Raw genomic sequence first — 24,363 nt, 5'->3', positions numbered from 1 at the left:
ATGATCCTGTTTCGCCCGATCCTTGCGGGGGCTGGCAGGGGCGGACAGTATGCGGCCCGACTCAACGCCGCAATCGAGCCCTCCCCTGTCGCACTCCATCGCCTCGTCCGATGAGCCGTTTTTCGCGCTGGATCGCAGCGCTGACGGCGCGCGCGCGCGGCTCGGCGGGCGCTGGACTTCCGAAACCGGTGATCTCGTTGAAGAGCGGATCGAAGCGCTCGGCGAACAGCTCGCGGGCGTGCGCAGCTTCACTCTCGATCTCTCGGCGATCACTCATCTCGACATGCTCGGCGCCTGGGTCGTCCATCGCTTGAGGAGAGATGTCGAGAAGGAGGGCGCGACCTTTCAGATATCGGGCGCCCGCGCCGAACAGACCCTGCTTCTCGACGAGGTCGCGGAGAAGGCGATCGAGCGGCCTGGCGGCCGGCGTCAACCGAACTTCGTCGATTTCCTCGCCGACATCGGCGAGTCGGTGTGCATCGCCGGCAAGGATTTCTTCAAGGGCGTCGAATTCCTGGGCGCGATCGTATCGGCGGCGGCGCGCGTCATCCTGTCGCCGCGGCGTTACAGGCCGGCGGCGCTGACGCAGCAGATCGAGCATATCGCGCTTCGCGGCGTGCCGATCATCACGCTGATCTCGTTTCTCGTCGGCGCGATTGTCGCGCAGCAGGGCATCTTCCAGCTCCAGCGCTTCGGCGCGACCGCTTTCGTGGTCAATCTCGTCGGCGTGCTGGTGCTGCGCGAACTGGGCGTATTGCTGACGTCGATCATGGTGGCCGGCCGCTCCGGCAGCGCTTTCACCGCCGAGATCGGCTCGATGAAAATGCGCGAGGAGATCGACGCGCTGAGAGTGATGGGCCTCGACCCGGTCGAGGTGCTCGTGATTCCCCGTCTTCTCGCGCTGGTGATCTCGCTGCCGATCCTCTCCTTCCTGTCCTCCATGGCGGCGATGTTTGGCGCCGGCGTTGTCGCCTGGGTCTATGGCGGGATCAGTCCCGAGATTTTCGTCTCCCGCCTGCAGCAGGCGATCGGCATGAACACGTTCCTGGTCGGCCTGATCAAGGCGCCCTTCATGGCGTTGGTCATTGGCGTGATCGCGGCGATCGAAGGGCTCGCCGTGGAAGGCTCGGCGGAGTCGCTCGGCCGCCAGGTGACGTCATCAGTGGTGAAGGCGATCTTCATGGTGATCGTCATGGACGGGCTGTTCGCCATGTTCTTCGCCGCGATTCGATACTGACAATGCTTGCCAGCACGATCAGAGCGGCGGCGCGCCCCGCGAATTCGCGCGAGCCGGTCATCAGCGTTCGCGACCTCGTGGTCGGCTTCAACCAGAAGCCAGTCCTCGATGGCCTGTCGCTCGATGTCTATCGCGGCGAAGTGCTCGGCTTCGTCGGCCCCTCAGGCGCCGGCAAGTCGGTGCTGATGCGCACCGTCATGGGGTTGGTCAAGAAGACGAGCGGCGTCATTGAGGTGCTCGGCCGCGATCTCGACCGCATTTCGGACAAGGAAAGGCGCGCGATCGAACGGCGGTGGGGCGTGCTGTTCCAGCACGGGGCGCTGTTCTCCGCCTTGACCGTCAAGCAAAACATCCAGGTGCCGATGCGCGAATATCTCGACCTGTCGGAAAAGCTGATGGACGAACTCGCGATCCTCAAGATCGAGATGGTCGGATTGAGCGCGGACGCGGCCGACAAGTTTCCGTCGGAATTGTCAGGCGGAATGATCAAGCGCGCGGCGCTGGCCCGCGCGCTCGCGCTCGACCCGGACATCGTCTTCCTCGACGAGCCGACATCGGGCCTCGATCCGATCGGCGCCGGCGACTTCGACGAGCTGATCTCGACCTTGCAGAAGACTTTGGGCCTGACCGTCTTCATGGTAACTCACGACCTCGACAGCCTGCACACGATCTGCGATCGCGTGGCGGCGCTCGGCGACGGCAAAGTCATCGCCGCAGGGCCGATGGACGAGATGCTTGCATCGGACCATCCCTGGTTGCGGTCATATTTCCATGGCAAGCGCGGCCGGGCGATCACCGGCCGACCAACGGGTTGAAGGGACGGGCGTGGAGACCAGAGCCAATTACGCGCTGATCGGCCTGTTCACGCTTGCAGCTGTGGCGGCGATGTTCGGCTTCGCCATCTGGTTCGCCGGCGCCAGCGGCAAGGGCAATCGCCTGTCCTACCGCGTGGTGTTCTCGGGTTCCGTCTCGGGCCTGCTGCGCGGCGCGAGCGTGCTCTTCAACGGCCTCAGGGTCGGCGAAGTCACCACCATTAGCCTGCTGCCCGAGGACCCGCGCCGCGTCGTCGCCATCATCGAGGTCGATCCGACGACGCCGATGCGCTCCGACACTCGCGCCCGCCTGGAATATCAGGGCCTGACCGGCGTCGCCGCGATCCAGCTCTCCGGCGGCGAGCCGGGTTCGACGGCGCTGACGCCTGCGCCTGACGGAACGGTCGCGACCATCTTCGCCGACCGCTCCGATTTCCAGGACATCATGGAGACCGTGCAGCGATTGTCGCGCCGGGCTGACGACGTCTTGAATCGCGTCGACAAGCTGTTCGCCGATAATGAGCAATCGGTGGGTCGCACCGTGAACAATGTCGAGACCTTCACCAAGGCGCTCGCCCAAAACTCCAACGGCATCGATCGTTTCCTCGCTTCGACGACGCTCGCCGGCGAGCGCATCGCGACTCTCGCCGCCAAGCTCGAAGGCTTCACCAACGAACTTGAAACCGTCGTGAAGGCGGTCGAGCCGCAGCGCGTGTCGCGCATCGTCGGCAATGTGGAGGCTTTCTCGGACGCGATCGGCTCCAACAAACAACAGATCGACTCCTTGCTGAAGGATACGGCGGCGCTGGCGCGACGGTTGAACGAAAGCTCGGCCAAGCTCGACGCAGTGCTCGCAGACGCATCCAACGTGCTGCGCGGCGTCGATCCCGCGCTCGTCGCCCGTTCGCTTGAAAATATCGACCGCGTGACGACGACGATCGGCGCCAACAAGGAAGAGATCGACAAGACGCTGAAAGATTTCGCGTCGATGTCGGACCGGCTGAACAAGGCCTCTTCGCGCGTCGACGGCGTGCTGGCGGCGGTCGAGAAATTCTTCGGCACCGGCCCCGATGGCGAAGCGAAAGGCATGATGGCCGACATCGGCGCCGCGGCGCGCTCGGTCAGAACACTCGCCGACAATCTCGACAAGCGCACCGCCGACATCACAGTCGGCCTGAAGCGCGTCACGGGTCCCGGCCTGCGTGACCTTGAAGCTCTGACCACGGACGGACGGCGCACGCTGAATGATCTCAGCCGCGCCGTGCGGTCGATCGAGAAGAATCCGAACCAGCTCATCTTCGGCGGCCAGTCCACGCTGCCGGAATATCAGGGCCGTCGATGACGCCGCCCAAGGCCGCCCCCTGTTCGGATTGCCGCAAATATGGTTGAGGAGGGAGCGCTTCGCCGCCTGCAGGCCGCGTCGCGACGAGGCCCCGCGATCCGGGTGAGCAAGGTGGCGGCGATCCGGTGACGCGGAAGATATCGACGAAGTTGGCGAAGATCACGCTGGCGTGGGGAATCGCGCTCGTCGCGGCCGCCTGTTCGAGCGGTCCGGCGCCGGCGACCTTCGACCTGACCGCGCCGCGCGGACCCGTGCGCGGTCGTCCCTCCGGCCAATTCGTCGTCGCGGAGCCGCTATCGCTGCTGATTTACGACGGCGACCGGATCGTGGTCCGCCAGGGCGATCAGGTGGCGGTGCTCAAGGGTGGCCAATGGGCCGATCGGCTGCCGCGCCTGATCCAGACCCGCCTCATCCAGACTTTCGAGAATGTCGGCATGACCGCCGGCATCGGCCGCCCCGGCGAGCGGATCACGCCCGATCGACAGATCAACATCGATATCCGCGCCTTTGAGGTGAACGCCGATCTCGGCGAAGCCGTCGTCGAAATCACTGTGAAGCTGATCCGCGACGCCACCGGCCGCGTCAGCGCGTCACGCGTCTTCACGGCGCGGGAGCCCGCGACCGCCGACGCGGCAAGCGCGGCGGCAGCCCTCGACACAGCCCTTTCGCGCGTGCTTGTCGATATTGTTTCCTGGACCGCCGGCCGCGGCTGAACAGTCGCGATCACCAGGAGCAATAGCCGAAGTCAATATCGCAGGCGCCAATATCGGGCGTGCAGTCGCCAATCCCGAGATCAGGCGTGCAGTCGCCAACTCCGCTGGATCCGCAATCGGACGATGACGAGGCTGAAGCAGGTTTCCGGCCCTTCCTTCGCTGCTCCCGATCGTCGCTTTCCGCATGCGGCGCAGCATCTGGCTCGCTGTGCAGGCTCTGCGCAATGAGGATGGCGCGCGCCCGGCGACAGCGCTCGAATTGCCGGGGCAAACCGCGCGCAAACGCCAGCGCGCCAGCCCGCAACGCAATACGACGCCCATATTCCGAGCATGAGAAGCGTCCGGTCAGACGGCGATATGCGCAGCAATAACCCTTACGCGGCGAAACCCAGCGCTGGTAGAGGATGATCGATCCTGCGGTCGCGTAACCAAGCATCGCTTTTTCCGATCGCGCGAAATTCTTTGCAAACGAGAGCGCGAACGAGCGTGCGAAGCCGCACATACAAAGGCCGCCCAAGAGGCGGCCTTCTCATTTAATAGCTCCTCCTAATAGCTCGCGAGGACGGCCTAGCTTTCGAGCCTGCCGCTCGCATGCGCAAGCAAGGTGTAGACCTTGCCTGTCTCTGAGGAGAGATAGGCGCGGGCGATCTTGTGATCGCGATCATTGCGCGTCGCGTCCGAGAACAGCCGGTCGAACTCCTCGACATAGCGATCGACCGTCTCGCGGAAACCCGGATCGCGGCGATAGCGGCGGCTGACCTCGTCGAAGGTCTGCTGGCCCTGCGGCGTGTAGAGACGACGCGTGAACACATTGCGCTCGCCATTGCGATAGCGCTCCCACATGGCGAGCGCCTGCTCATGGTCGATCATGCGCGCGATATCGCTGGAAAGCGCGTCGAGCGATTCAAGCGCATGCAGGCCATTGCTGGCTTCAGCCGGCGGGGCCTCGTCCCAGTTCACGCGCGACAGGATGTCCGAGAGGCCAAAGCCGCGCGCGTCCTGCGCCGGCTTGGCGGCCGGCTTCGCCGCAGGCTGCGGCGGACGCTCAGGCGTCCGCGACGGCGAGACCGCGCCTCGCAGAGGCGGCGGCGGAGGCTGCAGCGGCTCAGCGGCGCGGCGCGTCTGGCCTTGCGGCAGGGACGGACCGATCGGCTGCGGCGGCTCCTGGCGGCGAGGCTGCGCTGCAGGGAACGGCGCGCTCGCCGGCATCTGCGGAGCGGGCCGCGCTGGCTGTGGCGGCGGCGCGTAAGGCTGCGGCTGCTGATAGGTCGGCTGGGCCGGATAGGAATAAGCCTGTTGCGCAGGCTGCTGCGGAAGCACTTGCGGCCCAGGCTCGACCACGTCGAACGAGCGGCCTGACCGCGTCACGATATCGGTCAACTCGTTGAGCGCCTTGATCTGGTCGGACACCACGCGCCTCAGCGCCGACGTCGCTTCCTTCGTGTCCTCGGGCAGTTCAAGCACGCCGCGCTGCAATTCGGCCCGCGTGCGGTCGAGTTCGCGCTGGATGTCGCCGCTCATCGAACGCAACTCGCCGGTCGCGTCGCGGAAACGCTCCGTCGCTTCATTGAGCGAGCGGGCCATTTCTTCAGCCACATCTTCATAGGCGGTGCGCAACGCCGCAGCCGCGCGCTCACGTTCGCGCGTCGTCTCGCTGCGCAGCACATTGAACTGCTCACCAAGCGCAACGGTTGTCGCCTGCGCGGAGTCGGCAAGCACCGAGCCGATGGCGCGGGCGCGATCCTCCGTCTCCTTGAGCGAATCCTCCACCAGCGAAGCGAAGGAGCGGCTTATCGACTCGACGTCAGCCGTCTTGCTATCGATCAGCGACGCCAGATTCTCGAGGATCGAGCGGCGCTCTTCGAGCGAGCCGCCGATGCGCTGTTCGATCGCTTCAAGACTTGCGGCGGAATCCGCCAGCGCCGCCGCATGCGTCTGGGTCGTGTCCACCAGGCGCCGGCCATGCTCGTCGAGACGCGCAACCAGAGCCGCAGCGTCGCCCAGCGCGCCCGTCGACGCCCGGCGGAATTCGCTGACCTGCTCGGCTACCTTTGTCGTCGCGCGCTCGGTCTCGTTGGTGACCGCGCCCATGACCGTTTCCAGATCACGCACGCGTTCGCCAAGCTGATGCTCGACGCGGCCGAGGCTCTCCTGCGCGCCGCCGACCAGCTTCTGCAGCGCCTGACTGGCTTCCTGCAGGCGCGAAGCCGTCTGCGACACATCGCTCTTCAACCGCATGTTGACGTCGATCAGACCACTCGTGGCGTTTTCGACAGTCTCCGAAACATGCGAGGAGGCGGCCTGCATCGCCTGCCGCAGCGTCGAGCCGCGATCGTCGAGCGCACGAATGACCGTCGCGCCGACATCGGCGACATCGCGCACCAGACGATCGCCGCGCTGGGCGAGATCGTTCATGATGTCGGTCGCGCGGCCGTCGAACAGCTCGCCGAGCTCCTGCGAGCGCTGCGACAGCGAGCTCGAAATCTCGCCGAGTTTGCCGACATGGCTCTCGAAATCTAGCGCGCCGCGCTCGATCGTCGCCGACATCTCTTCGGAGCGCTCGCGCAGCCGCCGTTCCATCTCGCTGCTCTTGGCGGCGAGCATCGATGCGACCTCGTTGCTGCGGCCAGACAGCATCGAAGCGACTTCCTCCGTGCGGCCCGTGAGCAGCGAAGCGATCTCCTGCGTGCGATCACTGAGCAACGAGGAGATCTCCTCGCTGCGGCCGGACAGCATGCTGGCGACGTCCTGGCTGCGGCCGGCGAAGGCCTGCGAGATTTCCGCCGCCTTGGCCTCCATCGCGCGCGTGACTTCGCGACCGCCCTCGCCCAACACCTGCGCGATTTCGCGGGTGCGCGTCATCAGCGTCTCGCTGATCGAATTCGAACCCAGCCGCAGGCTGGTGTCGAGGCGGCCGAACAGCCCTTCGATGCCTGCCGTAATCCCGTTGACCGTGTCGGTCGAACGGGTCTCGAATTCCGACATCTTGTTTTCGATGATGTTGGCCGTCGCCTGCGTCTGGTTCTCCAGCCGATCCGCGAGAGCGTGACCCTGGGTCGTGACGATCGCCTCGATCGCCGCGAATTTCGAACCGACGGTTTCGGTGAAATGCGCCGCGTCGGCGGCGATCTTCGCCGCGAGCGCGCCGCCGTCGCGGGCGACGACCTGCTCGAAATCGGCAAGCCGCTGACCGAACTCCTGCGAGAACTGGTGCGAATAGCGCTCGAAGGTGGCGGCGGCTTCGGCCGAGCGCTGGCTGAACAACGACGCTGCGCCTTCGCTGGCCGACGCCACGCGACGCTCGAGATCGGCCGCATGGGCCGCGATGGCGGTCTCCGTCTGATCGCGGACCACGGCGATGCGCGTCTCCAGCGACTCCACATGCCCCGCGACCGTCGATGAGAGATAGTCGGCATGGCCGCGCAGACGCTCGTCCATATCGGCGGTGTGCGCGCTGATCGCATGGGCGATCGACGCAGCGCGATTGCCGATCACGTCCTGGATCTCGCGGCCGGTGCTCGCGATCACATCGACATGGCCGCGCAGCTTGTCATCGATTTCCGAAGTGTGGGCGCGCAGCGACTGGGTGATCTCTACGGTGCGGCCACCGAGCATGTCGTTGAGCTCGCGGCTGGAATCGAGCAGCTTCTGATGCAGGTTCTCGCCATGCACCACGATCGTCTCGTGGATGCTGTCGCCGCTGTTGGCGAGGCGGCGCGCGAGTTCTTCGCCGTGATGAGCGAAGGTTTCGGACACGCGCAGCCCGGTCTCGTCGAGCTTGTCCGTGACCTGCGTCCCGCGCGTGGTCAGTTCGGAGATGAGCGACTCGCCAAGCGTGCGCAGATTGTCGTTCACTTCGGAGCCGCGGCGCGCGAAGCCGTCGACGAGATAACTGCCGGTATGCTCCAGCATGCCATGGACAAGGTGGCCGCGCTCGGCGATTTCGCCGGCCACGCGGTTGCTGGTCTCGGTCAGCGCGTTCGTGAGCTGATCGCCGTGGGCAGACAGCGCATCGACCACGAGCTGACCGCGTTGCGCGATCTCGCCTGTCACGCGCGAGCTTGTCTCGCTGAGCGACTGCGTGACCGCATCGCTGTGCTGGGTCAGCACCGCCACCACATTGTCGCTGCGCAACGCGATTTCGCCAGCCACGCGGCCGCCGATCTCGCTGAGCGCATGGGTGACGTTCTCGCCATGAGCGGTAAGCGTCGTGACGACCTCGTTCGCCGTGCCGCTGATCTTGCCAGTGATGTCGGCACCAATATTGGCGAGACGATCATTCGCCGCTTCACCGGTGGCTGCGAGTTGCGTCGTGACCAGTTCGCCGGTGGACGCAAGGCGCGATGTGAGATCGTCGCTGATGGCGGCGAGCCGCGCATTGGCCTCGTCGCTGGTCGAGGAAAGCTGGCCGGTCAAGCGTTCGCCTGTCGTGGCGAGCAGCGTCGTCACGGTGTCGCCCGTCGAGGCGAGGCGCGACGTGACGTCGTCACCGATCGTCGCAAGGCGATCGGTGAGATGGCCGCCGACGGTCGAGAGACGCGTTGTGACGGTGTCGCCGATCGTCGACAGACGCTCATGCGCGTTGTCGCTGGTGGCGGTCAGGCGGCCGATCACGTCTTCGGCGATCAGGCTGAGGCGCTCATTGGCTTCAGAGCTGGTTGTCGCGAGATGCAGCGCGAGATTTTCGCCTGTGGAAGCGAGTTGCGTGTGCAGGTTTTCACCCGTCGACATGAACTGCGAAATGAGAGCGCTACCGGACGAGGCAAGCTGCGAGGTCAGAGTGTCGCCGCTCGATGCGAACTGCGCCATCACGTTCTCGCCGGTCACGGCGAGATGATTCGTCAGCCGCTCGCCGGCCGCCACGAGTTGCGTCGACACGCCGTCGCCGGTCAGCGCAAGCTGCGTCGCGAGGCTTTCGCCTGACGTGGTGAGATCGGCCAGAATCATCCGGCTCGTATCGGAGAGACTGGTCGATACGTGATTGCTGATGGCTGCGAGGCGCGCATGCGCGTCCTCGCTCGTCGCGGACACGCGCGAAGCGAGATCTTCGCCCGTGCGCCCGAGGCGATCGGATACGCTGTCGCTCGTGTCGAGCAGCCGCGCCGTCATCTGTTCCGCGACCATTGTCAGGCGCGCGTCAGAGTCGGCGGTCGTCGACGTCAGAATATGGACGGCATGCTCGCTGGTCTCGGCGAGCCGCGCCGTCATGCGTTCGAGAACATCTGTCAGGCGCGAGTCGGATTCCGCCGTCGAGGCCGAAAGCAGCTCCGCCGCCTGCCGGCCCGTGTCGGTGAGCCGCGTCGCCATCTGGTCCGCGATCAGCGTCAGCCGCTGGTCGGAATCGGATGTGGTCGAGGTCAGGAGGTGAACCGCGCGTTCGCTCGTTTCCGTGAGACGCGAAGTCATCCGGTCGATCACATCAGTCAGCCGCGCGTCCGACTCCGCCGTCGAGGTCGAAAGCAGCTCCGCCGCCTGCAGCCCGGTGTCGGTCAGGCGCGACGTCACCTGATCGGCGATGCGCGCGAGCCGCGCGTCGGTGTCGGCCGTGGTGGTCGTCAGCATATGCACGGCATGCTCGCCGGTGGCGGCGAGCTGTTCATTCAGGCTCTCGCCCGTTGTCGTCAGGCGCGCATTGATGTCCTCGCCGATGCGGCTGAAGCGCGCATGGGTCTCTTCGCCGATCGTCGCGACGCGATTGACCACATGATCGCCGGTCTGGCCGAGACGGGAGAGAAGATCGTCGCCCGCGCCGGCGATCGACTGCGCGATATTCGTGGTGCGGCTGGTGAATTCGGTCGTCACCTTGTCGCCGGCGTCGGCGAGCGTCGTCGAGACGCGTTCGGTCGCCTTCTGCAGATCCGTCGTGAGGCTTTCCTGTGCGCCTGATATCGCCGTCTGCACGCGCTCGGCGTTGCTGACGATCGATTGGCGCTGCGCCACGAGTTCGTCGATCAGGCCGCGGATGCGGATTTCATTTTCGGCGTAGGCGCGCTCCAGCGTCGAAATCTCGGAATGGACGAGCGTCTCAAGCTCGCCCGCGCGCGCGACCGCGCGCTCGATGCCATCGCCCATGGCCGCAACCTCGCGGCGGATCGCCTGCGACAGGCGAACCATCGAGTCGGACGCCATGGATTCAGGCTCGCTCAATCGCATCGCGGCCTGCGCCATCGCCTGGGCCGAAAGACGCATCTCCTGCGCGCGCGACGCGAGCGTCGCCATCACATAGAGAAAGCCGATCGGCGCGAGAATGATAAAGGCGCAGAAAGCCAGCAACTGCGGCGGCGCTTCGCGCAGCGAGGCCGCCGACTCGATCGGTACGCGCCACATCACGAACAGGATCGCAATCGCAGCCCATAGAATCGAGGCGAGCGTGGCATAGACGTAAGGACGGCGCGACGGCTTGCGCTGCATCATGCCGATGAGCGGCCCGAGCGACGCATTCTGGTCATTCGCGGCGCGCTGCACGTCGGGACGCACGGGACCCGACGATGACGACGACTGAGGCGCCTCGGTCTTGAAATCCGCTGGGAAAGAAGACTCGGCGATCGCCGCCCGCGGCAACCGCAGGCCGTCGCGATCGGCGGACTTCATCTCGGCGACCCTTCCCTCCGACGCTTTCGGCTCGGCTTCGCCGCCCAGCTTCAGCGCCTCCTCAATGGCCGATAGAGCCGCCTCGGTCGGATCCTTGGCCTTCTTGGTCGCCATCTTACGCCTCTTTGTCCGCTGTTCACCTGCGTCACGCGCGGAGCGCGGACCGGGCGCCAGCCGGCGAGCACGCACACCACTCCACACGTTAACGCAAGTTAACCGGCCGGAATGTAAAGAACGGGAGACTTTGAGGAAACGCCCATCACCCAGAAATCCAGAATCTTCGTTAACGCATCAGTTACCATGGCGCCCGACTCTGGGCGGGAACAAGGCGCGCACGCCAGCGGCGCCCTAAAAAGGCGTCCTCATGGCCCTCCCCGCCCCGAAAAAAGCCGCCTCGCCGCCCGACTCTTATTCCGCCCGCGATCTCGACCTCGTCCATCTCGCCCGGCAGACGGCCGGCGATCGAGTGCTCGAGCGGGAAGTGCTCGGCCTGTTCCGAGACCAGACAGTCCGGATGCTCGCCGCCATGGCCATGGCCGTACGTAACGGCAGGCAGGCGCGGGACGCCGCCCACACCCTCAAGGGCGCGGCGCGCGGCGTCGGCGCCTTCAGGGTCGCCGATCTCGCGGAGATCGTAGAGACCGCGGGCGACGAGAGCATCGCCAGCGCGGTCGCCGATCTCTCAGCCGCGGCTGAGGACGCCCGCAACCTGATCGATCGCCTTCTCGCCAACGACTGAACGCCGCCCAGCGCTGCGGCCTTGGCGCTCGCCTTGGCCTGCCCCTTGCGTTAGAGACGTCGCCGCCGCGCTCGCGGCCGCCCGTCAACACGATCCAGCTCCATCATGGTCAAGATCACCTTCGTCGATTCCGGGGGAACGCAACGTTCGGTCGAAGCCGAACCTGGTTCGACCGTCATGGAAAACGCCATTCGCAACGCCGTCCCCGGAATTGAAGCGGAGTGCGGCGGCGCGTGCGCCTGCGCCACCTGCCATGTCTATGTCGACGAGGCCTGGACCAGCGTCGTGGGGCCGGCGTCGCCGATGGAAGAGGACATGCTGGACTTCGCCTTCGAGGTGAAGCCGAATTCGCGCCTGTCCTGCCAGATCAAGGTGCGGCCCGAACTCGATGGCCTCATCGTCAACACGCCGAGCCGACAGGCGTAGGGCTGCGCGGAACAGCGACGCCTGCGACCGCGTTCCCAAGAAGAGCGCGCCGATGAGGAGCGCGGCTGACGCGCATCGCGCTTGCGCTGGATCATGGTCTGGAGCGGCCGCGACGCGATAGGCTGGCTTTCGCGCCGTTGCGGCTTGCCAGAGCCGGCGCAGCAGGAGGGGCCATGTTCCAGAAAATCCTCGTGACGATCGATCTCGCCGATATCGAAGTCGCCAAGAGCGCTCTCGAACGTTCGGTCGAACTTGCGACGAAGGGCGGCGGCGCGCTACGGCTGCTCTATGTCCGGCCGCTGATGCCGCTGATGATGCTCGAATATGTGCCTGATGGATTCGAGGCCGAGCGACAGGCGGACGCGGAAGCGAAGCTCAAATCGATTGTCGGCGGCCTCGCGCTTCCGGCCGACAAGGCGTCGTTCGTCGTGCGTCAGGGCGGCGTCTATCCCGAAGTGATCGCGGAAGCGCAAAGCTGGGGCGCCGACGTGATCGTCGCCGGCTCGCATCGCCCCGCGATGTCGACCTATCTGCTCGGCTCGAACGCGTCGGCCATCGTGCGCCACGCCCATTGTTCCGTGCTCGTCGTGCGCGACGAAAACGGCGCCTCCGCACAAAGCTGACAATTACGGAAGCAAATCCGGCGGCGGGTTGTCAGGCGCAAACCGCCGCGGGCGATTTCTGATCGCCAGATTGCCTGCGATCCAGAGAAAGACCGTCGAGAATGCGGTGAGCGCAAGCGCAAGACCTGCGCTCAATTTCGGAAAAACCTGAAAGCAGGCATAGGCGAAGCCGATCACGATCGCCGCTGCGACGAGCGCCGAGAAAACCCAAATCCACGCCGGCTGCCCAGCCTCGAACGGACAGCTGGGGTTGGCGCGCGCAATCTCCGGCAGCAGCGCCGCAAGAAAGGCGCGATAGGCGTCGCGCTCATTCTGCTGGTTCATGAGCGAGCGCCAGGAATAATTGTCAAAGGAGACCGGTTTCTGGCCTTCGATCGTCAATCGCGTCCGATAGGCGCCGATGAGCGAATTCCGCGCCTTGAAAGTCAGCCTTACGCGCGAAATCGCCGACAGCGGAATCGACGTGACGTGGCGGAGGTTGTCGATTTCGAGCGCGTCCGGCCTGAGAATGAAGGTCACCGGTCCGCCATTTGGCTTTGGCGTGATGGCGTAGCGCGCAATGATGGTTTTCGGCGCTTCCAGATCGGTGGGCATGCTGCGGCGATGGGCGCTCGCCCCGCTACTGTCAACGCGCGGCTTGCGACCATGTGCTTTTCCGCACATTCTTTGTATCGCGGCCATGTAGAGCGAAGTCGAGGCCGCAGAGTTCGGGGTAAGGAATGAGCAGGACGCCGGATTTCGGCGCCGCGGCCGCGGCAGGCATCATCACGGGCGATCAGGCGGATCGGCTCTCTGAATTCTTCAGCGCCAACGCTCATCTGTCCGCGCCGCAGCAGCCTGTGTCGGAAGCCGCGACCGCGCGGAGCGGCGCCCGCTTCGATCTCGCCAATCTGCTCTGGTATCTCGGCGCGCTCATCATCATCGGCGCCATGGGCATGTTCCAGACGCTCGCCTTCGCAGGGCTTGGCGCCGGCGCCTTACTCGTCACCGCGCTGATCTACGCCGCGGCGTTCGTCTTCGCCGGCGACTATCTCTGGCGCCGCAAGGGCCTGAAGACGCCGGGCGGACTGCTGATCGCCGTTGCGGTCGGCATGGCGCCGATGGCGGTGTACTCGATTCAGGAGTTGGCCGGCGCCTGGGGCGTTGTCGGCGATCCCGGCAAGTACAAGGATTTCTACGTCTATGTCAGGGGCGGCTGGCTCCCCATGGAGGCTGTCACGCTCATTGTCGCGTTGATCGCGATCCGCTTCTATCCCTTCGGCTTCATCACCATGATCGCAGCTTTGATGCTGTGGTTCATGTCGATGGATCTGACGCCCTGGGTGGGGCGCGTAACGGACGACTCCTGGGGTCTGCGCGCGATCGTCTCGATGTGGTTCGGGCTCGGACTGATCGTCTTCGCCTGGTTCGTCGACATCAAGCAACGCAAGGCGGACTATGCGTTCTGGCTGCATCTTGCGGGCATCGCCGCCTTCTGGGGCGGACTCACCTTCCAGAGCTCCGACAGCGAACTCTCGAAATTCCTCTACTGCCTGCTCAATCTCGGGCTGATGGGCTTTGCGGTGTTTCTCGCGCGACGCGTCTATGCGGTGTTCGGCGCGATCGGCGTCTGCATCTATCTCGGCTACATCTCGGCGAAGCTTTTCAAGGATTCGCTGATGTTCCCCTTCGCCTTGTCGGCGATGGGCCTCGCCGTGATCGCACTCGGGCTTCTCTATCATCGCAACAGCACGAAGATCGCCGACGCATTCGAAGAATTCATTCCGGAGCCGCTGAAGCGGTTGCGTCCGGCGGCGGCGCGGAGCTGACCCATCGTTGCGCTGCGAGCGCAACGAATTTCACCCAAAACCGGACGTTTTTACGCCCGCGACTCTTGCGCCCGCCGCGCGAAAGCGGACATGGTCGCTCATTCCATGATTCGGCGCTCGCGCATGACGACTGCTCTTCCCGCGCATCAAGACGCCAGCGAATATGATTCGATCTTGGCTGCGGTCATGGAGACCGCTCGCGGCCGCTGGTTCATCGGCGAGTTCGGCCGCCGCAATCGTCACGCGGAAACCGAGCGCGTCCTGGAGGCGCTGCGCCGGATCGAACGGCGCGTGGCCCAGGACGTGGAGCAGCGCGAGCTTTCCCATCCCGATCTCGCCGATCTCGCAGCCATCTTCGCGTTGCGCGACGGCGACACAGCGACGCCGGCCGGCCTGACAGCCGATGTCGTGTCCGACGTGGCGCGCGAAAGCGGCGCCTGCGCCGAGGCGATCCGCGACCAGGTGCTGACGGCGCGCGGCGCCCTGAAGGCGCTCGGAGAGGCCGGCTCCGATGCGCGCCTCTGCGGGGCGCTCGACAAGACGATGCGCGCCATCGACCAGCTCGCCGCCGGGCAGATCGAAACCGAACACAAGATCGAGGCGCTCGCGCAGATCGTCGGCACGATCCGCGAGCGCGTCAGGCATCTCGTCGACGCCGCCGACAGGCGCCCGGCCCAATCGGCCGATGAAGAGCCCTGGATGCCGATCGAGGAGGCGAGGCCGCCGGTCGCCAACGACAGGGCGCCGGTCGCCGCCCCAGCGCCTCAGCGTCTGGCGCCGGCTATGGAGCCTTCGGCGCTTCCTGCGCCGCCGCCCGCGCAACCTGTCCATGAACCGATCCTGTTCGCCGACGAACCCGAGCCGCCGGCTCCTCCACCCCAGCCGGCGCCGGCTTTCGAAAGCGGTCTGACGATCGCGCCCGTCGGCCCGGGCGCACGACTCAGACTCGCCATCGCCGACGAGGAAGAAGCGCTGCGCGACATCGCCCCGTTGCGACCCGCGCCGCCGCGCCCTGCCGGAGCAGGTCCGCGCACGGCGGCCGACTATGATCGGCTGAGCTACGAACAGCGCCATGCGCTGTTCGCATCCTGAGACCGCCCTCTTTTCCGTTTCGTCCCGCCGGGGGATCGCGTAGTGAGCCCGCCTGACGTCAGGCGAAGCAGGAGCGCGCGATGGATCTCGGAATCAAGGGCCGCAAGGCCATCATTTGCGCTTCCAGCCGCGGCCTCGGCCGCGCCTGCGCGATGGAGCTCGCCGCCGCCGGCTGCGAGGTCGTGATCAACGGCCGCGACGAGAAGATCACCAACGCCACCGCCGACGCCATCCGCGCTGAGACCGGCGCTAAAGTGACGGTCGTGCTGGGCGACGTCTCGACCAAGGTCACGCAAGACGCGCTGCTGGCCGCCTGCCCCGCCCCCGACATCCTCATCAACAACAATGGCGGTCCGCCGCCGAAGGGCTTCCGCGAACTCGATCGTTCCGCGATCGCCGAAGGCGTTGTGCAGAATATGGTGACGCCGATCGAGCTTATTCAGCGCGTTGTCGATGGCATGGTGGCGCGCGGCTTCGGACGCATCGTCAACATCACCTCTTCCTCGGTGAAGGCGCCAATCATCGGCCTTGATCTCTCCTCGGGCGCGCGCGCCGGCCTGACCGCCTTTCTCGCCGCGCCAGCGCGCGAAGTGGCGCACGCCAACGTCACCATCAACAGCATGCTGCCCGGCGTGTTCGACACCGATCGTCAGAAGACGGCGACGAAGCGCATGGCGGCGATCAAGGGCGTCTCCGAAGACGAGATCGTCGCGACGCGCATGAAGGATGTGCCCGCCGGACGTTTGGGAACGCCTGACGAATTCGGCAAGCTCTGCGCGTTCCTGTGCAGCGCGCATGCGGGTTACATCACGGGTCAGAACCTCCTGATCGATGGCGGCGCGATCAAGACGGCCTTCTGAGCGTCGCGCCCTGACCTCAACACATGCCAGCGTCGGCGCCGCAGGGGTTGCCCGGCGGCGCCTCGCATGTTGGTTTGCATTTCCTGTTGTCCAGCCCTCGCCGTGAATCCTCTCTTCGGCATTTCGCTGAAAGTCCTGTCGACTCTCGTCTTCGCCTTCATGGGCGCTGGCGTGAAGACGCTCACGGTGCGCTATCCCATCGGCGAAGTGGTCTTCTGCCGATCTTTTTTCGCGATGATTCCGTTGGGAATCTGGTTGTGGTGGATCGGCCAGTGGCCCGGCGCGCTGCGGACGAAACGTCCGCTTGGACATATCCAGCGCGGCGTCATGGGCAGCATCGGCATGTTTCTCGGATTCGCCGGCCTGTCCTATCTGCCGCTGCCTGACCAGACGGCGCTTGGCTATACGGCGCCTCTGCTCGTTGTCGCGCTTGCGGCGCTGATTATCGGCGAAACCGTTCGCATCTATCGTTGGTCGGCTGTCGCGATTGGTTTCGTCGGCGTGATCGTGATGTTGGCGCCGCAACTCTCCGCGCTCAGCGGCGGCGTGCTGCGTGACGGCGCGACGATCGGCGCCGCCTTCACGCTCGCCAGCGCGCTGTGCAACGCCTTCTCCACCATCGAAGTCCGCAAGCTCGTGCAGATGGAGGAAAAGACCGGCACGATCGTCTTCTGGATCATGTCGATGACGACGATTCTTGGCTTCTGCACGATCGTGTTGGGATGGCGCGCCCCCGATCTCACTGACGCTGCGATCATGGTCGGCATGGGAATCGTCGGCGGACTCGGCCAGATATTCGTCACCGAAAGCTACCAGCACGCCGAGACCTCGCTGATTGCGCCGTTTGACTACACATCGATGATCTGGGCGGTGATGATCGGCTGGTTTCTGTTCGGCGACTGGCCCGCGGCCAACATCTTCATCGGGTCTGCGATCGTGATCAGCGCCGGCATCTTCGTGATCTGGCGCGAGCATCAGCTCGGCCTCGAACGCAAGCGCCAGCGTCAGGCGACTTCGTCCAAGATGCTATGACGGCGCTGAACCGCGCAGTGGTCGTGCTCTCGATCACGTTGGTGATCGCCTGGGGCTCCGTCTATTACGCCTTTGGTCTGACCGCGCCGCTGATCGCCGCAGAACTCGGCCAATCCAGACCTTTCACCTATGCCGGATTCTCGCTGACTCTTGTCGTTGCGGGTCTCGCCTCGCCTTTCATCGGCCGCGCTGTCGATCGCAGCGGCGGACGCGCCATCATGGCGGCCGGCTCGCTCGTCGCGGCGCTCGGATTGACGCTGCTGGGCGCGGCGAAAGGCGAAGCTGCTTTTTTCCTCGCCTGCGCCGTCTGTGGCGTCGGCATGGCCATGACCTTCTATGATGCGGCGTTCGCGTCGCTGAACTGGCTGACCAAAGGCCATGCGCGGCAGCCCATCACGTTGGTGACTCTCGCGGGCGGTTTCGCGTCGACTGTGTTCTGGCCGATCACGCAAGCGCTGTTGCAGCATGTCGGCTGGCGCGAAGTCTATTTCATCTACGCCGCGCTGCAGGCGCTGCTCTGCGCGCCCTTGCTGTTCGTCGGCCTCGCTGCGAAGCCGGCGGCTGTCGCAGACGCTCCGCAGGGCGTTTGCGCCGCTGAACCGCCGGCATTAACGGGCTCGGCGCGCTGGCAGGCATTTGCACTGCTTGCGCTCGCCGTTGTCATGCAGGGCTTCGTGAACAGCGGCATGGGAATCCACCTGCTACCGGCTCTTGCGTCCCTTGGCGCCGAGCCCTCGCTCGCTCTTTTCGTCGGCTCGCTTCTTGGTCCGGCCCAGGTGACGGGACGGCTTCTCGACCTCGCCTTCGGACGCCGCCTTCTGCAGCCGTTGGCGCTCGGCGTCGTCGCGCTTGGCGCGATGCCGCTGGCCTTCCTGATGCTGCTTGGCTTGCCAGTCAGCACCGCGTCGCTGTCTGCCTACGCCGTGCTCTACGGGCTCGGGAACGGGCTGATGACCATCGCGCGCGGCCTGATCCCGGCAGCTCTCTTCGGTCGCGACAGTTACGGAGCGATGCTCGGCCTTCTCGCCGCGCCCGGGCTGATGATCCAGGCGGCCGCGCCGACGGCGCTCGCTCTCATTGTCGATAGTTGGGGCGTGGTGGCGATGCTCAAGCTTTGCGTCGCACTCGCCGCCCTGGCCTTCCTGTTTATGGCGACGCTTGCCTGGCGATTCGGCCCGCCTCGCCGCGATTCCTGAGCGCGCCGCCGCTTCGCCGCTTGCAAGCGCTCCTCGCATTGGGCACAGTCAGTTCGGCGATCCAAACGCTTTTGTTCTTAACGAGGAACGATGGGCATCGAGGGCAAGGACCGGATGAAGGCGCTCGCCGCCGGCGCGCAGCTTCTGTCGGGTCAGCTCGGCAAGACGGTCCAGCGCCTCCGGAAAGCCTACAACCTCTCCCTGTCTGAGCTGTCCGAGCAGTCGGGCGTCGCCAAATCGATCATCAGCCAGATCGAACGCAACGAGACCAACCCGACGCTCGCAACCATCTGGCGCCTGTCGCAGGCCCTCGACATCTCGATTGAGCGGGTTCTCGCCGCCCATGAGGACGAGCCGTTCGTCGAGAAGGTTTCGAAGGGCGACACGCCGATCCTGCTCTCCGAGGACGGCAAGGTGAAGCTCGCCATCATCGGCTGGATCAAGACCGTCGAGTGGCTGCAATGGTACGACATCACCGCCGAAGCGACCGGCGTGCTCGAATCCGACGGCCATCAGCGCGGCTCGATCGAATGTCTCTCCGTGCTCGACGGCGAATTCGAGGTCGAAATCGGCGGCGAGACCAGCAATGCGAAAGCCGGTGAGACTTTGCGCTATCGCTGCGATCGGCCGCACATCGTGCGCTGCCTGAAAGGCCCGGCGCATGCGACGATGGTGTGCATCCTGAAAGCGGCGGTGATGGAATAATTCTGAGCGCACTGATCATCAGAGCAAATTCTCGACGCGCATCAAGGAAAATCGGACTGCTTGCAAAATGAGCGACATAGACGATTTTCATGTGCGGACGGCGACGCAGTCCGATCTGCCCAGCGTTCTCGCGCTCTATGAGCAACTCAATCCATCCGATCCGCCCGTAATATTAGAGGACGCCGAAGCGATCCTGAAGCGCTTCGAAGCTTTCGCAGGAAGCGCGATTTTTGTCGGTTGTAGGAGAGGCGCTCCGGTCACGACCTGCGCGCTGGTGGTCGTTCCCAATCTGACGCGAAAAGGCGCTCCATACGCCGTCATCGAGAATGTGGTGACAGACGCCCGGCACCGCAAACAAGGCTATGCGCGCGCAGTGCTCCATGCTGCGATCGGCTCAGCATGGTTACATGGATGCTACAAGGTGATGCTGCTGACGGGATCAAAAAACCCTGCGACCCTGCGCTTTTACGAGCAGACAGGATTCGAGCAGAGCAAGACCGGGTTTCAGATCAGACGTCTTGGCTCCTAGGCGACTGCGGTCAAGCAGCGCTGACCCAAAGCCCCGCGCTACTTCTTCTCGACCTTGATCGGCGCGAGCGACTTCAGATACTCCGCCATGACATCGACATCGGCCTTCGGCGCCTGCGCATAATTCAGCACCACCGCGCCCATACCGCCGCCGACGCTGTCGCCGTCAGGCTTCAGGCCCGTCTGGAGAATCTGAATAATATCGTCCTTGCTATAATCCTTGATGCCGGTCGCGTCGGGCGTGATGTTCGGCACGGTTCCCTGCCCTTCGGGATCGGGGCCGCCTGAGAAGCGCATGCCCGCGATAATCCCGCCGAGGAAATTGCGCGGGCTGTGGCATTCAGCGCAATGGCCGGGACCTTCGACGAGGTAGGCGCCGCGCGCGATCGCAGGCGACATCTGCGCGCTGGCGACGAACGGGCGTCCGTCGAGGAAAAGCCATTTCCAGCCGCCCAGCGTGCGCCTGATATTGAACGGAAATGGCAGGTCGTGATCGCGAACCTTGCCTTCGACAGGCACGAGAGTTTTCAGGAATCCGAAGAGATCGCGCAGATCGGCTTCGCTCAATCGCTGATAGGACGTGTAGGGAAAGGCGGGATAATAATGCCGCCCGTCAGGCGAAACGCCCTGCGTCATCGCACGCGCGAACTGCTCAACCGTCCAGGAGCCGACGCCGTCGCGCGGATGCGGCGAGATGTTCGGCGCATAGAAGGTTCCAAACGGCGATTTCAGCGCCAGCCCGCCGCCGAGCTTTGTCCGATCATCCTGCTTCGGAATGGCATGACACGAGGCGCAACCACCTTCCCAGAACAAAGTCTTGCCTTTGCCGAGATCGGGAGCGGCCGCCAGATTCGTGAATATTCGGCCACGCACGAGCGCGAAGGCCTCCGGGCTCGTCACGATCCAGAAGCCGGCGAGGCCCAGAGCCGCAAGAACGAGCAAACCGACGACGACGCGTTTCATGCGCGCGCCGTCATCGACGATTCCTGCCGAGGCCTTGCGGCGATCACGCAGCTACTCCTGCGCGATCACTGAGACTTGCGATAGGGCGTGTGACAGGCGCCGCAATTCGCCAGCACCTTGGGAACTTCGGTCTTGAGGGTCGCCGCATCTGTCACCGCGGTCAGGGCGGCGCCCGCATCCGTATCCATCTTGGCGAAGATGGCGTTGAACTTGTCCTTTTCGGTGAAGACCGCCGGAAGCGCGCGCGTCTCGCCCTTGTCCGACCCAGCAGGGAACAAAGCGGGGAGCGCCTTGGCGTCCTCCTGCAGCTTTTTCAGCGCAGCTTGCGCCGCAGCGAGATCGAAGGGAGCCGCACCGCTCGCCATACGGCCAAGCGTCCCCGCGGCCGCGCCGTTGGCCTTCATGAGGTCCTTACGCTGCGCGATCACGTCCTGGGCGTAAGCTGCTGTCGCGCCAACCGCGGCAAGCGCAAGAATGAAAACGGCCTTCCTGATCATCCTGGTCTCCAGTCGTTCCCTCGTTTTGAGGATTTCCAATCTACGGGATGACGTCAAGGAAGCCATTGGCATTCCATGCAGAAATGCCGGAGGAATCTTGCACCGGCGCAGTCACAGATTCGCGAGATACGGGAAGATTCCGCCGACGCCGCAAAATGGAAGCGCCCGCATCTTTCGATGCGGGCGCTTCAAAGACGATGATTCGAGCGATCGCGAGGTCAGGCCTTCGCCGCGCGCTGCTCGTCGATGCTCCAGGGGCCGGGGCCGGAGAACACGATGTAGAGGAACACGAAGCAGAAGAGGATCGCCGCCTCGCCATTGTTCTGGATCGGAAAGAAGGCCCGCGGCGCATGCGACATGAAATAGGCGAAAGCCATCTCGCCCGACATGATGAAGGCCGCGAAACGCGAGAAAAGGCCGATTACCAGCAGGATTCCGCCAACGATTTCGATCGCGCCCGCGAACCAGATCAGCGAGAACATCTGCGGATAGTTCTGCGGCGCGATGGGGAAGCCAACCAGCTTCATCAACCCATGCTGCAGGAACAGCAGTCCCGCCATGATCCGCACGATACTGAGCACGCGCGGCGCCCAGGCCGAAAGCATGCTGTTCAAACCTTCCATCTCTTGTCCTTTCCCCGTTTATCTCGCCGCGAAGGCGCGACGCTTCGTCTGCCAACGCAAGAACAGGTCCGCAAGAGCAGACCTGTTCTTCACGCGCCGCACAAAAATTCGTGATCGATGAATCGGGGCAGTCGCCGCGCGCTTACTTCTTCCGTTTTTTCTTGACAGCAGCCTTCTTCTTGGCCGAGCGCTTTTTCTTTGCTGCGCCCTTCTTCTTGACCGCCGCGATCGCCGCCCGCACGCGATGCGGCGTGGCCGGCATATCGATATGGCGCACGCCGAAGCCGCGATCGAGCGCATCGACGACCGCGTTCATGACGGCCGGACATGAGCCGATCGAGCCCGCCTCGCCCGCGCCCTTGATGCCAAGCGGATTGGTCGTCGACGGCACGTTCAGCGTCTGGAAATTGATCGGCGGCAAATCATCCGCGCGCGGCATGCAGTAATCCATGAAGCTCGCGCTCAGAAGCTGGCCATCGCGGTCATAGACCGTGCGTTCGAGCAACGCCTGACCGATTCCCTGCACAACGCCGCCATGCACCTGGCCCGCAAGCAGCAACGGATTCACCGTGCGTCCGAAATCGTCGCAGATGTTGTATGAAGCGAGCGTGACAGTTCCGGTGTCAGGATCGATCTCGACCTCGGCGATATGGGTGCCGTTGGGATAGGTCGCATCGGGCGGCGTGAATGAGCCGTCGCCGCTCAAAAGCTCCGGCGTCGCCTTCGGCGAGTTGGCGAGATCAGTGAGCGACACCCTTCGGTCTGTGCCCTTGATGCGCGCGTCGCCATCGACAAGCTCGATATCGCCGGTCGAGGCTTCGAGCACGTCGGCCGCCAATGTTGAGATATTTTTCGCCAGCGCCTGCCCGGCGAGATGGCTCGCGATGCCGCCGACTGGAATCGAGCGCGAGCCGCCGGTGCCATGGCCCGTCTTGATGCGCGCGGTGTCGCCCTGCACGACATTGATGCGATCGAGCGGCAGATCGAGATGCTGCGAGACGAACTGCGCATAAGCCGTCGCATGGCCTTGCCCGTTCGTCTGCGTGCCGGAGAGAACGGTCACGGTGCCGTCCTTCTCCAGCGTCGCGTTGACGTCTTCGCCCTCGCCCCACGCGGTGCATTCGATATAGGTCGCAAGCCCGATGCCGCGCAGCTTCCCTTTCTTCTGCGACTGCGCGGCGCGCTTGTCGAAGCTCTTCCAGTTCGCAGACGCCATGCCCTTCGCCATATGCGCCGCGAAATCGCCGGTGTCGTAGGTGCGATCGGCGATCGGCGTCTTGTAGGGCATCTGCTTTGCGCTGATGAAATTCTTCTTGCGGATTTCCTCCTGCGGCAGCTTCAGTTCGCGCGCGACGCGATCGACGAGACGTTCGAGAACATAGGCCGCCTCGGGACGGCCCGCGCCACGATAGGCGTCAACAGGCGTCGTATGCGAGAAGACGCCGCGCACGCGCGCATAGATCGCAGGCGTCTTGTAGACGCCGGTCAGCATCGTGGCGCCGAGATAATGGATGTAGGGCCCATAGATGTGGAGATAGGCGCCAAGCCCGCCCATCCAGTCGAAGCGCATGGCGAGAAATTCGCCCTTCTTCGTCGTCGCGGCTTCGGCGACGACGATGCTGTCGCGGCCATGCGCGTCCGACACGAAATGATCCGAGCGATCAGCGACCCACTGCACCGGCTTGCCCGTCAGCTTCGCGGCTTCGCAGGCGACCGCATATTCGTTGTAGACGAATCCCTTGGTGCCGAATCCGCCGCCGACATCAGGCGTGAGGATGCGCAATTTCGCAGGCTCGGATTTCATGATCATCGCGAGCATGCCCTGCATGTTATGCACGCCCTGGCTTGTAACCGTCAGCGTCCAGCCTTCGGAAGCCGCGTCATATTCGGCGATGCAGGCGCGGGTCTCCATATAGTTGGTGATCAGGCGGTTGTTCTCGATCTCGAGCTTCACCGTGCGCGGCGCCTTGCGGAAGATCGCATCGACCTTCCTCTTGTTTCCGATCGCCGTGTCGAAAACGATGTTGCCGGGCGCATGCGGCCAGACGAGCGGCGCGCCCTTCTTCATCGCAGCGCGGATGTCCGAGGCCGCCGGCTTCGGCGACCAGTCGATCACGATCGCTTCGGCCGCATCGCGCGCCTGCGCGACCGTATCGGCGACGATGAAGGCCACGGGCTCGCCGACATAGCGCGCCGTTTTCTTCGCAAGCACCGGACGCGGCGATTCCGCGGCCTTGCTGCCGTCGCCATTATCGACCGGCGCGAGGCACGGCACGTCGGCGAAATGAGCGATGTCGTCGCTGGTCAGGATCAGCCTGACGCCTTCCACGCCGCGCGCCGTCTCGACGTCGGTGATCGTGAAGTCGGCATGGGCGTGCGGACTGCGCAGCGTGATGGCATGCAGGGCGGCCTCGGGCGTGAGGTCGGACGTGTAGCGCCCGCCGCCCGTCAGCAGCCTCTGGTCTTCGACACGTTTCGCCGGCTGTCCGACGCCGAATTTCATGGGAGGCAGAGCGTTCATGGGCGGATTGCTCGTCGTTCGATCGTGAATCTCTCGCGCGGCAGCTTAGGGGCTC

21 protein-coding genes are annotated in these 24,363 nt (G+C 64.7%); 14 read left to right on the top strand and 7 right to left on the bottom strand.

What is annotated here, in order from left to right:
- Positions 1–49 precede the first annotated feature (49 nt).
- The 4 genes from L8F45_RS03395 to L8F45_RS03380 all read left to right on the top strand — a co-directional run bounded on the left by L8F45_RS03395 (position 50) and on the right by L8F45_RS03380 (position 4,104).
- Positions 50–1,237, top strand: coding sequence for an ABC transporter permease (locus L8F45_RS03395; RefSeq protein WP_342361482.1), 1,188 nt, complete (start codon positions 50–52; stop codon positions 1,235–1,237).
- Positions 1,238–1,239: 2 nt separating this feature from the next.
- Complete coding sequence (locus L8F45_RS03390; protein WP_342361481.1) at positions 1,240–2,052, top strand: ABC transporter ATP-binding protein; 813 nt, start codon at positions 1,240–1,242, stop codon at positions 2,050–2,052.
- A 10-nt stretch (positions 2,053–2,062) separates the two neighbouring features.
- The gene (locus L8F45_RS03385; RefSeq protein ID WP_342361480.1) at positions 2,063–3,391 is read left to right on the top strand and encodes an MlaD family protein; all 1,329 of its coding nucleotides are present in this window, start codon (positions 2,063–2,065) and stop codon (positions 3,389–3,391) included.
- Positions 3,392–3,516: 125 nt separating this feature from the next.
- The gene (locus tag L8F45_RS03380) at positions 3,517–4,104 is read left to right on the top strand and encodes an ABC-type transport auxiliary lipoprotein family protein (RefSeq protein ID WP_342361479.1); all 588 of its coding nucleotides are present in this window, start codon (positions 3,517–3,519) and stop codon (positions 4,102–4,104) included.
- A 10-nt stretch (positions 4,105–4,114) separates the two neighbouring features.
- Here the strand turns inward: L8F45_RS03380 and yidD are convergent, their stop codons facing one another.
- A complete protein-coding gene (yidD, locus tag L8F45_RS30805; protein WP_425329976.1) occupies positions 4,115–4,540 on the bottom strand; it encodes a membrane protein insertion efficiency factor YidD in 426 nt (141 codons plus the stop codon).
- Between the two features lie 131 nt (positions 4,541–4,671).
- Positions 4,672–10,809: an apolipoprotein A-IV repeat region-like domain-containing protein gene (locus L8F45_RS03375; RefSeq protein WP_342361478.1), complete on the bottom strand. Its 6,138-nt coding sequence runs from the start codon at positions 10,807–10,809 to the stop codon at positions 4,672–4,674.
- 250 nt (positions 10,810–11,059) lie between these two features.
- Between L8F45_RS03375 and L8F45_RS03370 the strand changes: the two genes are divergently transcribed.
- The 3 genes from L8F45_RS03370 to L8F45_RS03360 all read left to right on the top strand — a co-directional run bounded on the left by L8F45_RS03370 (position 11,060) and on the right by L8F45_RS03360 (position 12,483).
- Positions 11,060–11,434, top strand: a complete 375-nt coding sequence (locus L8F45_RS03370; RefSeq protein WP_342361477.1) for an Hpt domain-containing protein — start codon at positions 11,060–11,062, stop codon at positions 11,432–11,434.
- A 105-nt stretch (positions 11,435–11,539) separates the two neighbouring features.
- The gene (locus L8F45_RS03365; RefSeq protein ID WP_342361476.1) at positions 11,540–11,860 is read left to right on the top strand and encodes a 2Fe-2S iron-sulfur cluster-binding protein; all 321 of its coding nucleotides are present in this window, start codon (positions 11,540–11,542) and stop codon (positions 11,858–11,860) included.
- Positions 11,861–12,033: 173 nt separating this feature from the next.
- Positions 12,034–12,483 carry a universal stress protein gene (locus L8F45_RS03360; protein WP_342361475.1) on the top strand — a complete coding sequence of 150 codons (450 nt, stop codon included), beginning with the start codon at positions 12,034–12,036 and terminating at the stop codon, positions 12,481–12,483.
- Positions 12,484–12,486: 3 nt separating this feature from the next.
- Here the strand turns inward: L8F45_RS03360 and L8F45_RS03355 are convergent, their stop codons facing one another.
- On the bottom strand, positions 12,487–13,077 hold the full coding sequence (locus tag L8F45_RS03355; protein WP_342361474.1) for a hypothetical protein: 591 nt from the start codon (positions 13,075–13,077) through the stop codon (positions 12,487–12,489).
- Positions 13,078–13,202: 125 nt separating this feature from the next.
- Here L8F45_RS03355 and L8F45_RS03350 point away from each other — a divergent pair, with 125 nt between their 5' ends.
- The 7 genes from L8F45_RS03350 to L8F45_RS03320 all read left to right on the top strand — a co-directional run bounded on the left by L8F45_RS03350 (position 13,203) and on the right by L8F45_RS03320 (position 19,705).
- Entirely contained in the window at positions 13,203–14,291 is a 1,089-nt protein-coding gene (locus tag L8F45_RS03350) for a hypothetical protein (RefSeq protein WP_342361473.1), read from the top strand.
- A gap of 123 nt (positions 14,292–14,414) precedes the next feature.
- On the top strand, positions 14,415–15,383 hold the full coding sequence (locus tag L8F45_RS03345) for a hypothetical protein (protein WP_342361472.1): 969 nt from the start codon (positions 14,415–14,417) through the stop codon (positions 15,381–15,383).
- An 80-nt stretch (positions 15,384–15,463) separates the two neighbouring features.
- Entirely contained in the window at positions 15,464–16,243 is a 780-nt protein-coding gene (locus L8F45_RS03340) for an SDR family oxidoreductase (protein ID WP_342361471.1), read from the top strand.
- Between the two features lie 102 nt (positions 16,244–16,345).
- Positions 16,346–17,275, top strand: a complete 930-nt coding sequence (locus tag L8F45_RS03335; RefSeq protein ID WP_342361470.1) for a DMT family transporter — start codon at positions 16,346–16,348, stop codon at positions 17,273–17,275.
- Positions 17,272–18,471 carry an MFS transporter gene (locus tag L8F45_RS03330; RefSeq protein ID WP_342361469.1) on the top strand — a complete coding sequence of 400 codons (1,200 nt, stop codon included), beginning with the start codon at positions 17,272–17,274 and terminating at the stop codon, positions 18,469–18,471. Before L8F45_RS03335 ends, L8F45_RS03330 begins: the two co-directional genes overlap by 4 nt.
- A gap of 90 nt (positions 18,472–18,561) precedes the next feature.
- On the top strand, positions 18,562–19,176 hold the full coding sequence (locus L8F45_RS03325; protein WP_342361468.1) for a helix-turn-helix domain-containing protein: 615 nt from the start codon (positions 18,562–18,564) through the stop codon (positions 19,174–19,176).
- A gap of 67 nt (positions 19,177–19,243) precedes the next feature.
- Positions 19,244–19,705, top strand: coding sequence for a GNAT family N-acetyltransferase (locus tag L8F45_RS03320; protein WP_342361467.1), 462 nt, complete (start codon positions 19,244–19,246; stop codon positions 19,703–19,705).
- Between the two features lie 38 nt (positions 19,706–19,743).
- Here the strand turns inward: L8F45_RS03320 and L8F45_RS03315 are convergent, their stop codons facing one another.
- The 4 genes from L8F45_RS03315 to L8F45_RS03300 all read right to left on the bottom strand — a co-directional run bounded on the left by L8F45_RS03315 (position 19,744) and on the right by L8F45_RS03300 (position 24,308).
- Positions 19,744–20,667, bottom strand: a complete 924-nt coding sequence (locus L8F45_RS03315) for a c-type cytochrome (protein ID WP_342361466.1) — start codon at positions 20,665–20,667, stop codon at positions 19,744–19,746.
- 65 nt (positions 20,668–20,732) lie between these two features.
- Complete coding sequence (locus L8F45_RS03310) at positions 20,733–21,164, bottom strand: c-type cytochrome (RefSeq protein WP_342361465.1); 432 nt, start codon at positions 21,162–21,164, stop codon at positions 20,733–20,735.
- A gap of 218 nt (positions 21,165–21,382) precedes the next feature.
- Positions 21,383–21,787 carry a DoxX family protein gene (locus L8F45_RS03305; RefSeq protein ID WP_342361464.1) on the bottom strand — a complete coding sequence of 135 codons (405 nt, stop codon included), beginning with the start codon at positions 21,785–21,787 and terminating at the stop codon, positions 21,383–21,385.
- Between the two features lie 142 nt (positions 21,788–21,929).
- Positions 21,930–24,308, bottom strand: a complete 2,379-nt coding sequence (locus L8F45_RS03300) for a xanthine dehydrogenase family protein molybdopterin-binding subunit (protein WP_342361463.1) — start codon at positions 24,306–24,308, stop codon at positions 21,930–21,932.
- Positions 24,309–24,363 lie beyond the last annotated feature (55 nt).

This window comes from Terrirubrum flagellatum, from assembly GCF_022059845.1.
Classification (GTDB): domain Bacteria; phylum Pseudomonadota; class Alphaproteobacteria; order Rhizobiales; family Beijerinckiaceae; genus Terrirubrum; species Terrirubrum flagellatum.
The sequence above is the reverse complement of the archived record's forward strand: the minus strand, read 5'-3'. Positions and strand labels throughout refer to the sequence as shown.

Coding starts and splice junctions, on each gene's coding strand:
- L8F45_RS03315 (WP_342361466.1), bottom strand. CDS start 20,667: ATGAAACGCGTCGTCGTCGGTTTGCTCGTTCTTGCGGCTCTGGGCCTC.
- L8F45_RS03305 (WP_342361464.1), bottom strand. CDS start 21,787: ATGGAAGGTTTGAACAGCATGCTTTCGGCCTGGGCGCCGCGCGTGCTC.
- L8F45_RS03340 (WP_342361471.1), top strand. CDS start 15,464: ATGGATCTCGGAATCAAGGGCCGCAAGGCCATCATTTGCGCTTCCAGC.
- L8F45_RS03320 (WP_342361467.1), top strand. CDS start 19,244: ATGAGCGACATAGACGATTTTCATGTGCGGACGGCGACGCAGTCCGAT.
- L8F45_RS03325 (WP_342361468.1), top strand. CDS start 18,562: ATGGGCATCGAGGGCAAGGACCGGATGAAGGCGCTCGCCGCCGGCGCG.
- yidD (WP_425329976.1), bottom strand. CDS start 4,540: ATGCTTGGTTACGCGACCGCAGGATCGATCATCCTCTACCAGCGCTGG.
- L8F45_RS03300 (WP_342361463.1), bottom strand. CDS start 24,308: ATGAACGCTCTGCCTCCCATGAAATTCGGCGTCGGACAGCCGGCGAAA.
- L8F45_RS03390 (WP_342361481.1), top strand. CDS start 1,240: ATGCTTGCCAGCACGATCAGAGCGGCGGCGCGCCCCGCGAATTCGCGC.
- L8F45_RS03355 (WP_342361474.1), bottom strand. CDS start 13,077: ATGCCCACCGATCTGGAAGCGCCGAAAACCATCATTGCGCGCTACGCC.
- L8F45_RS03350 (WP_342361473.1), top strand. CDS start 13,203: ATGAGCAGGACGCCGGATTTCGGCGCCGCGGCCGCGGCAGGCATCATC.
- L8F45_RS03330 (WP_342361469.1), top strand. CDS start 17,272: ATGACGGCGCTGAACCGCGCAGTGGTCGTGCTCTCGATCACGTTGGTG.
- L8F45_RS03395 (WP_342361482.1), top strand. CDS start 50: ATGCGGCCCGACTCAACGCCGCAATCGAGCCCTCCCCTGTCGCACTCC.
- L8F45_RS03375 (WP_342361478.1), bottom strand. CDS start 10,809: ATGGCGACCAAGAAGGCCAAGGATCCGACCGAGGCGGCTCTATCGGCC.
- L8F45_RS03310 (WP_342361465.1), bottom strand. CDS start 21,164: ATGATCAGGAAGGCCGTTTTCATTCTTGCGCTTGCCGCGGTTGGCGCG.
- L8F45_RS03370 (WP_342361477.1), top strand. CDS start 11,060: ATGGCCCTCCCCGCCCCGAAAAAAGCCGCCTCGCCGCCCGACTCTTAT.
- L8F45_RS03365 (WP_342361476.1), top strand. CDS start 11,540: ATGGTCAAGATCACCTTCGTCGATTCCGGGGGAACGCAACGTTCGGTC.
- L8F45_RS03360 (WP_342361475.1), top strand. CDS start 12,034: ATGTTCCAGAAAATCCTCGTGACGATCGATCTCGCCGATATCGAAGTC.
- L8F45_RS03345 (WP_342361472.1), top strand. CDS start 14,415: ATGACGACTGCTCTTCCCGCGCATCAAGACGCCAGCGAATATGATTCG.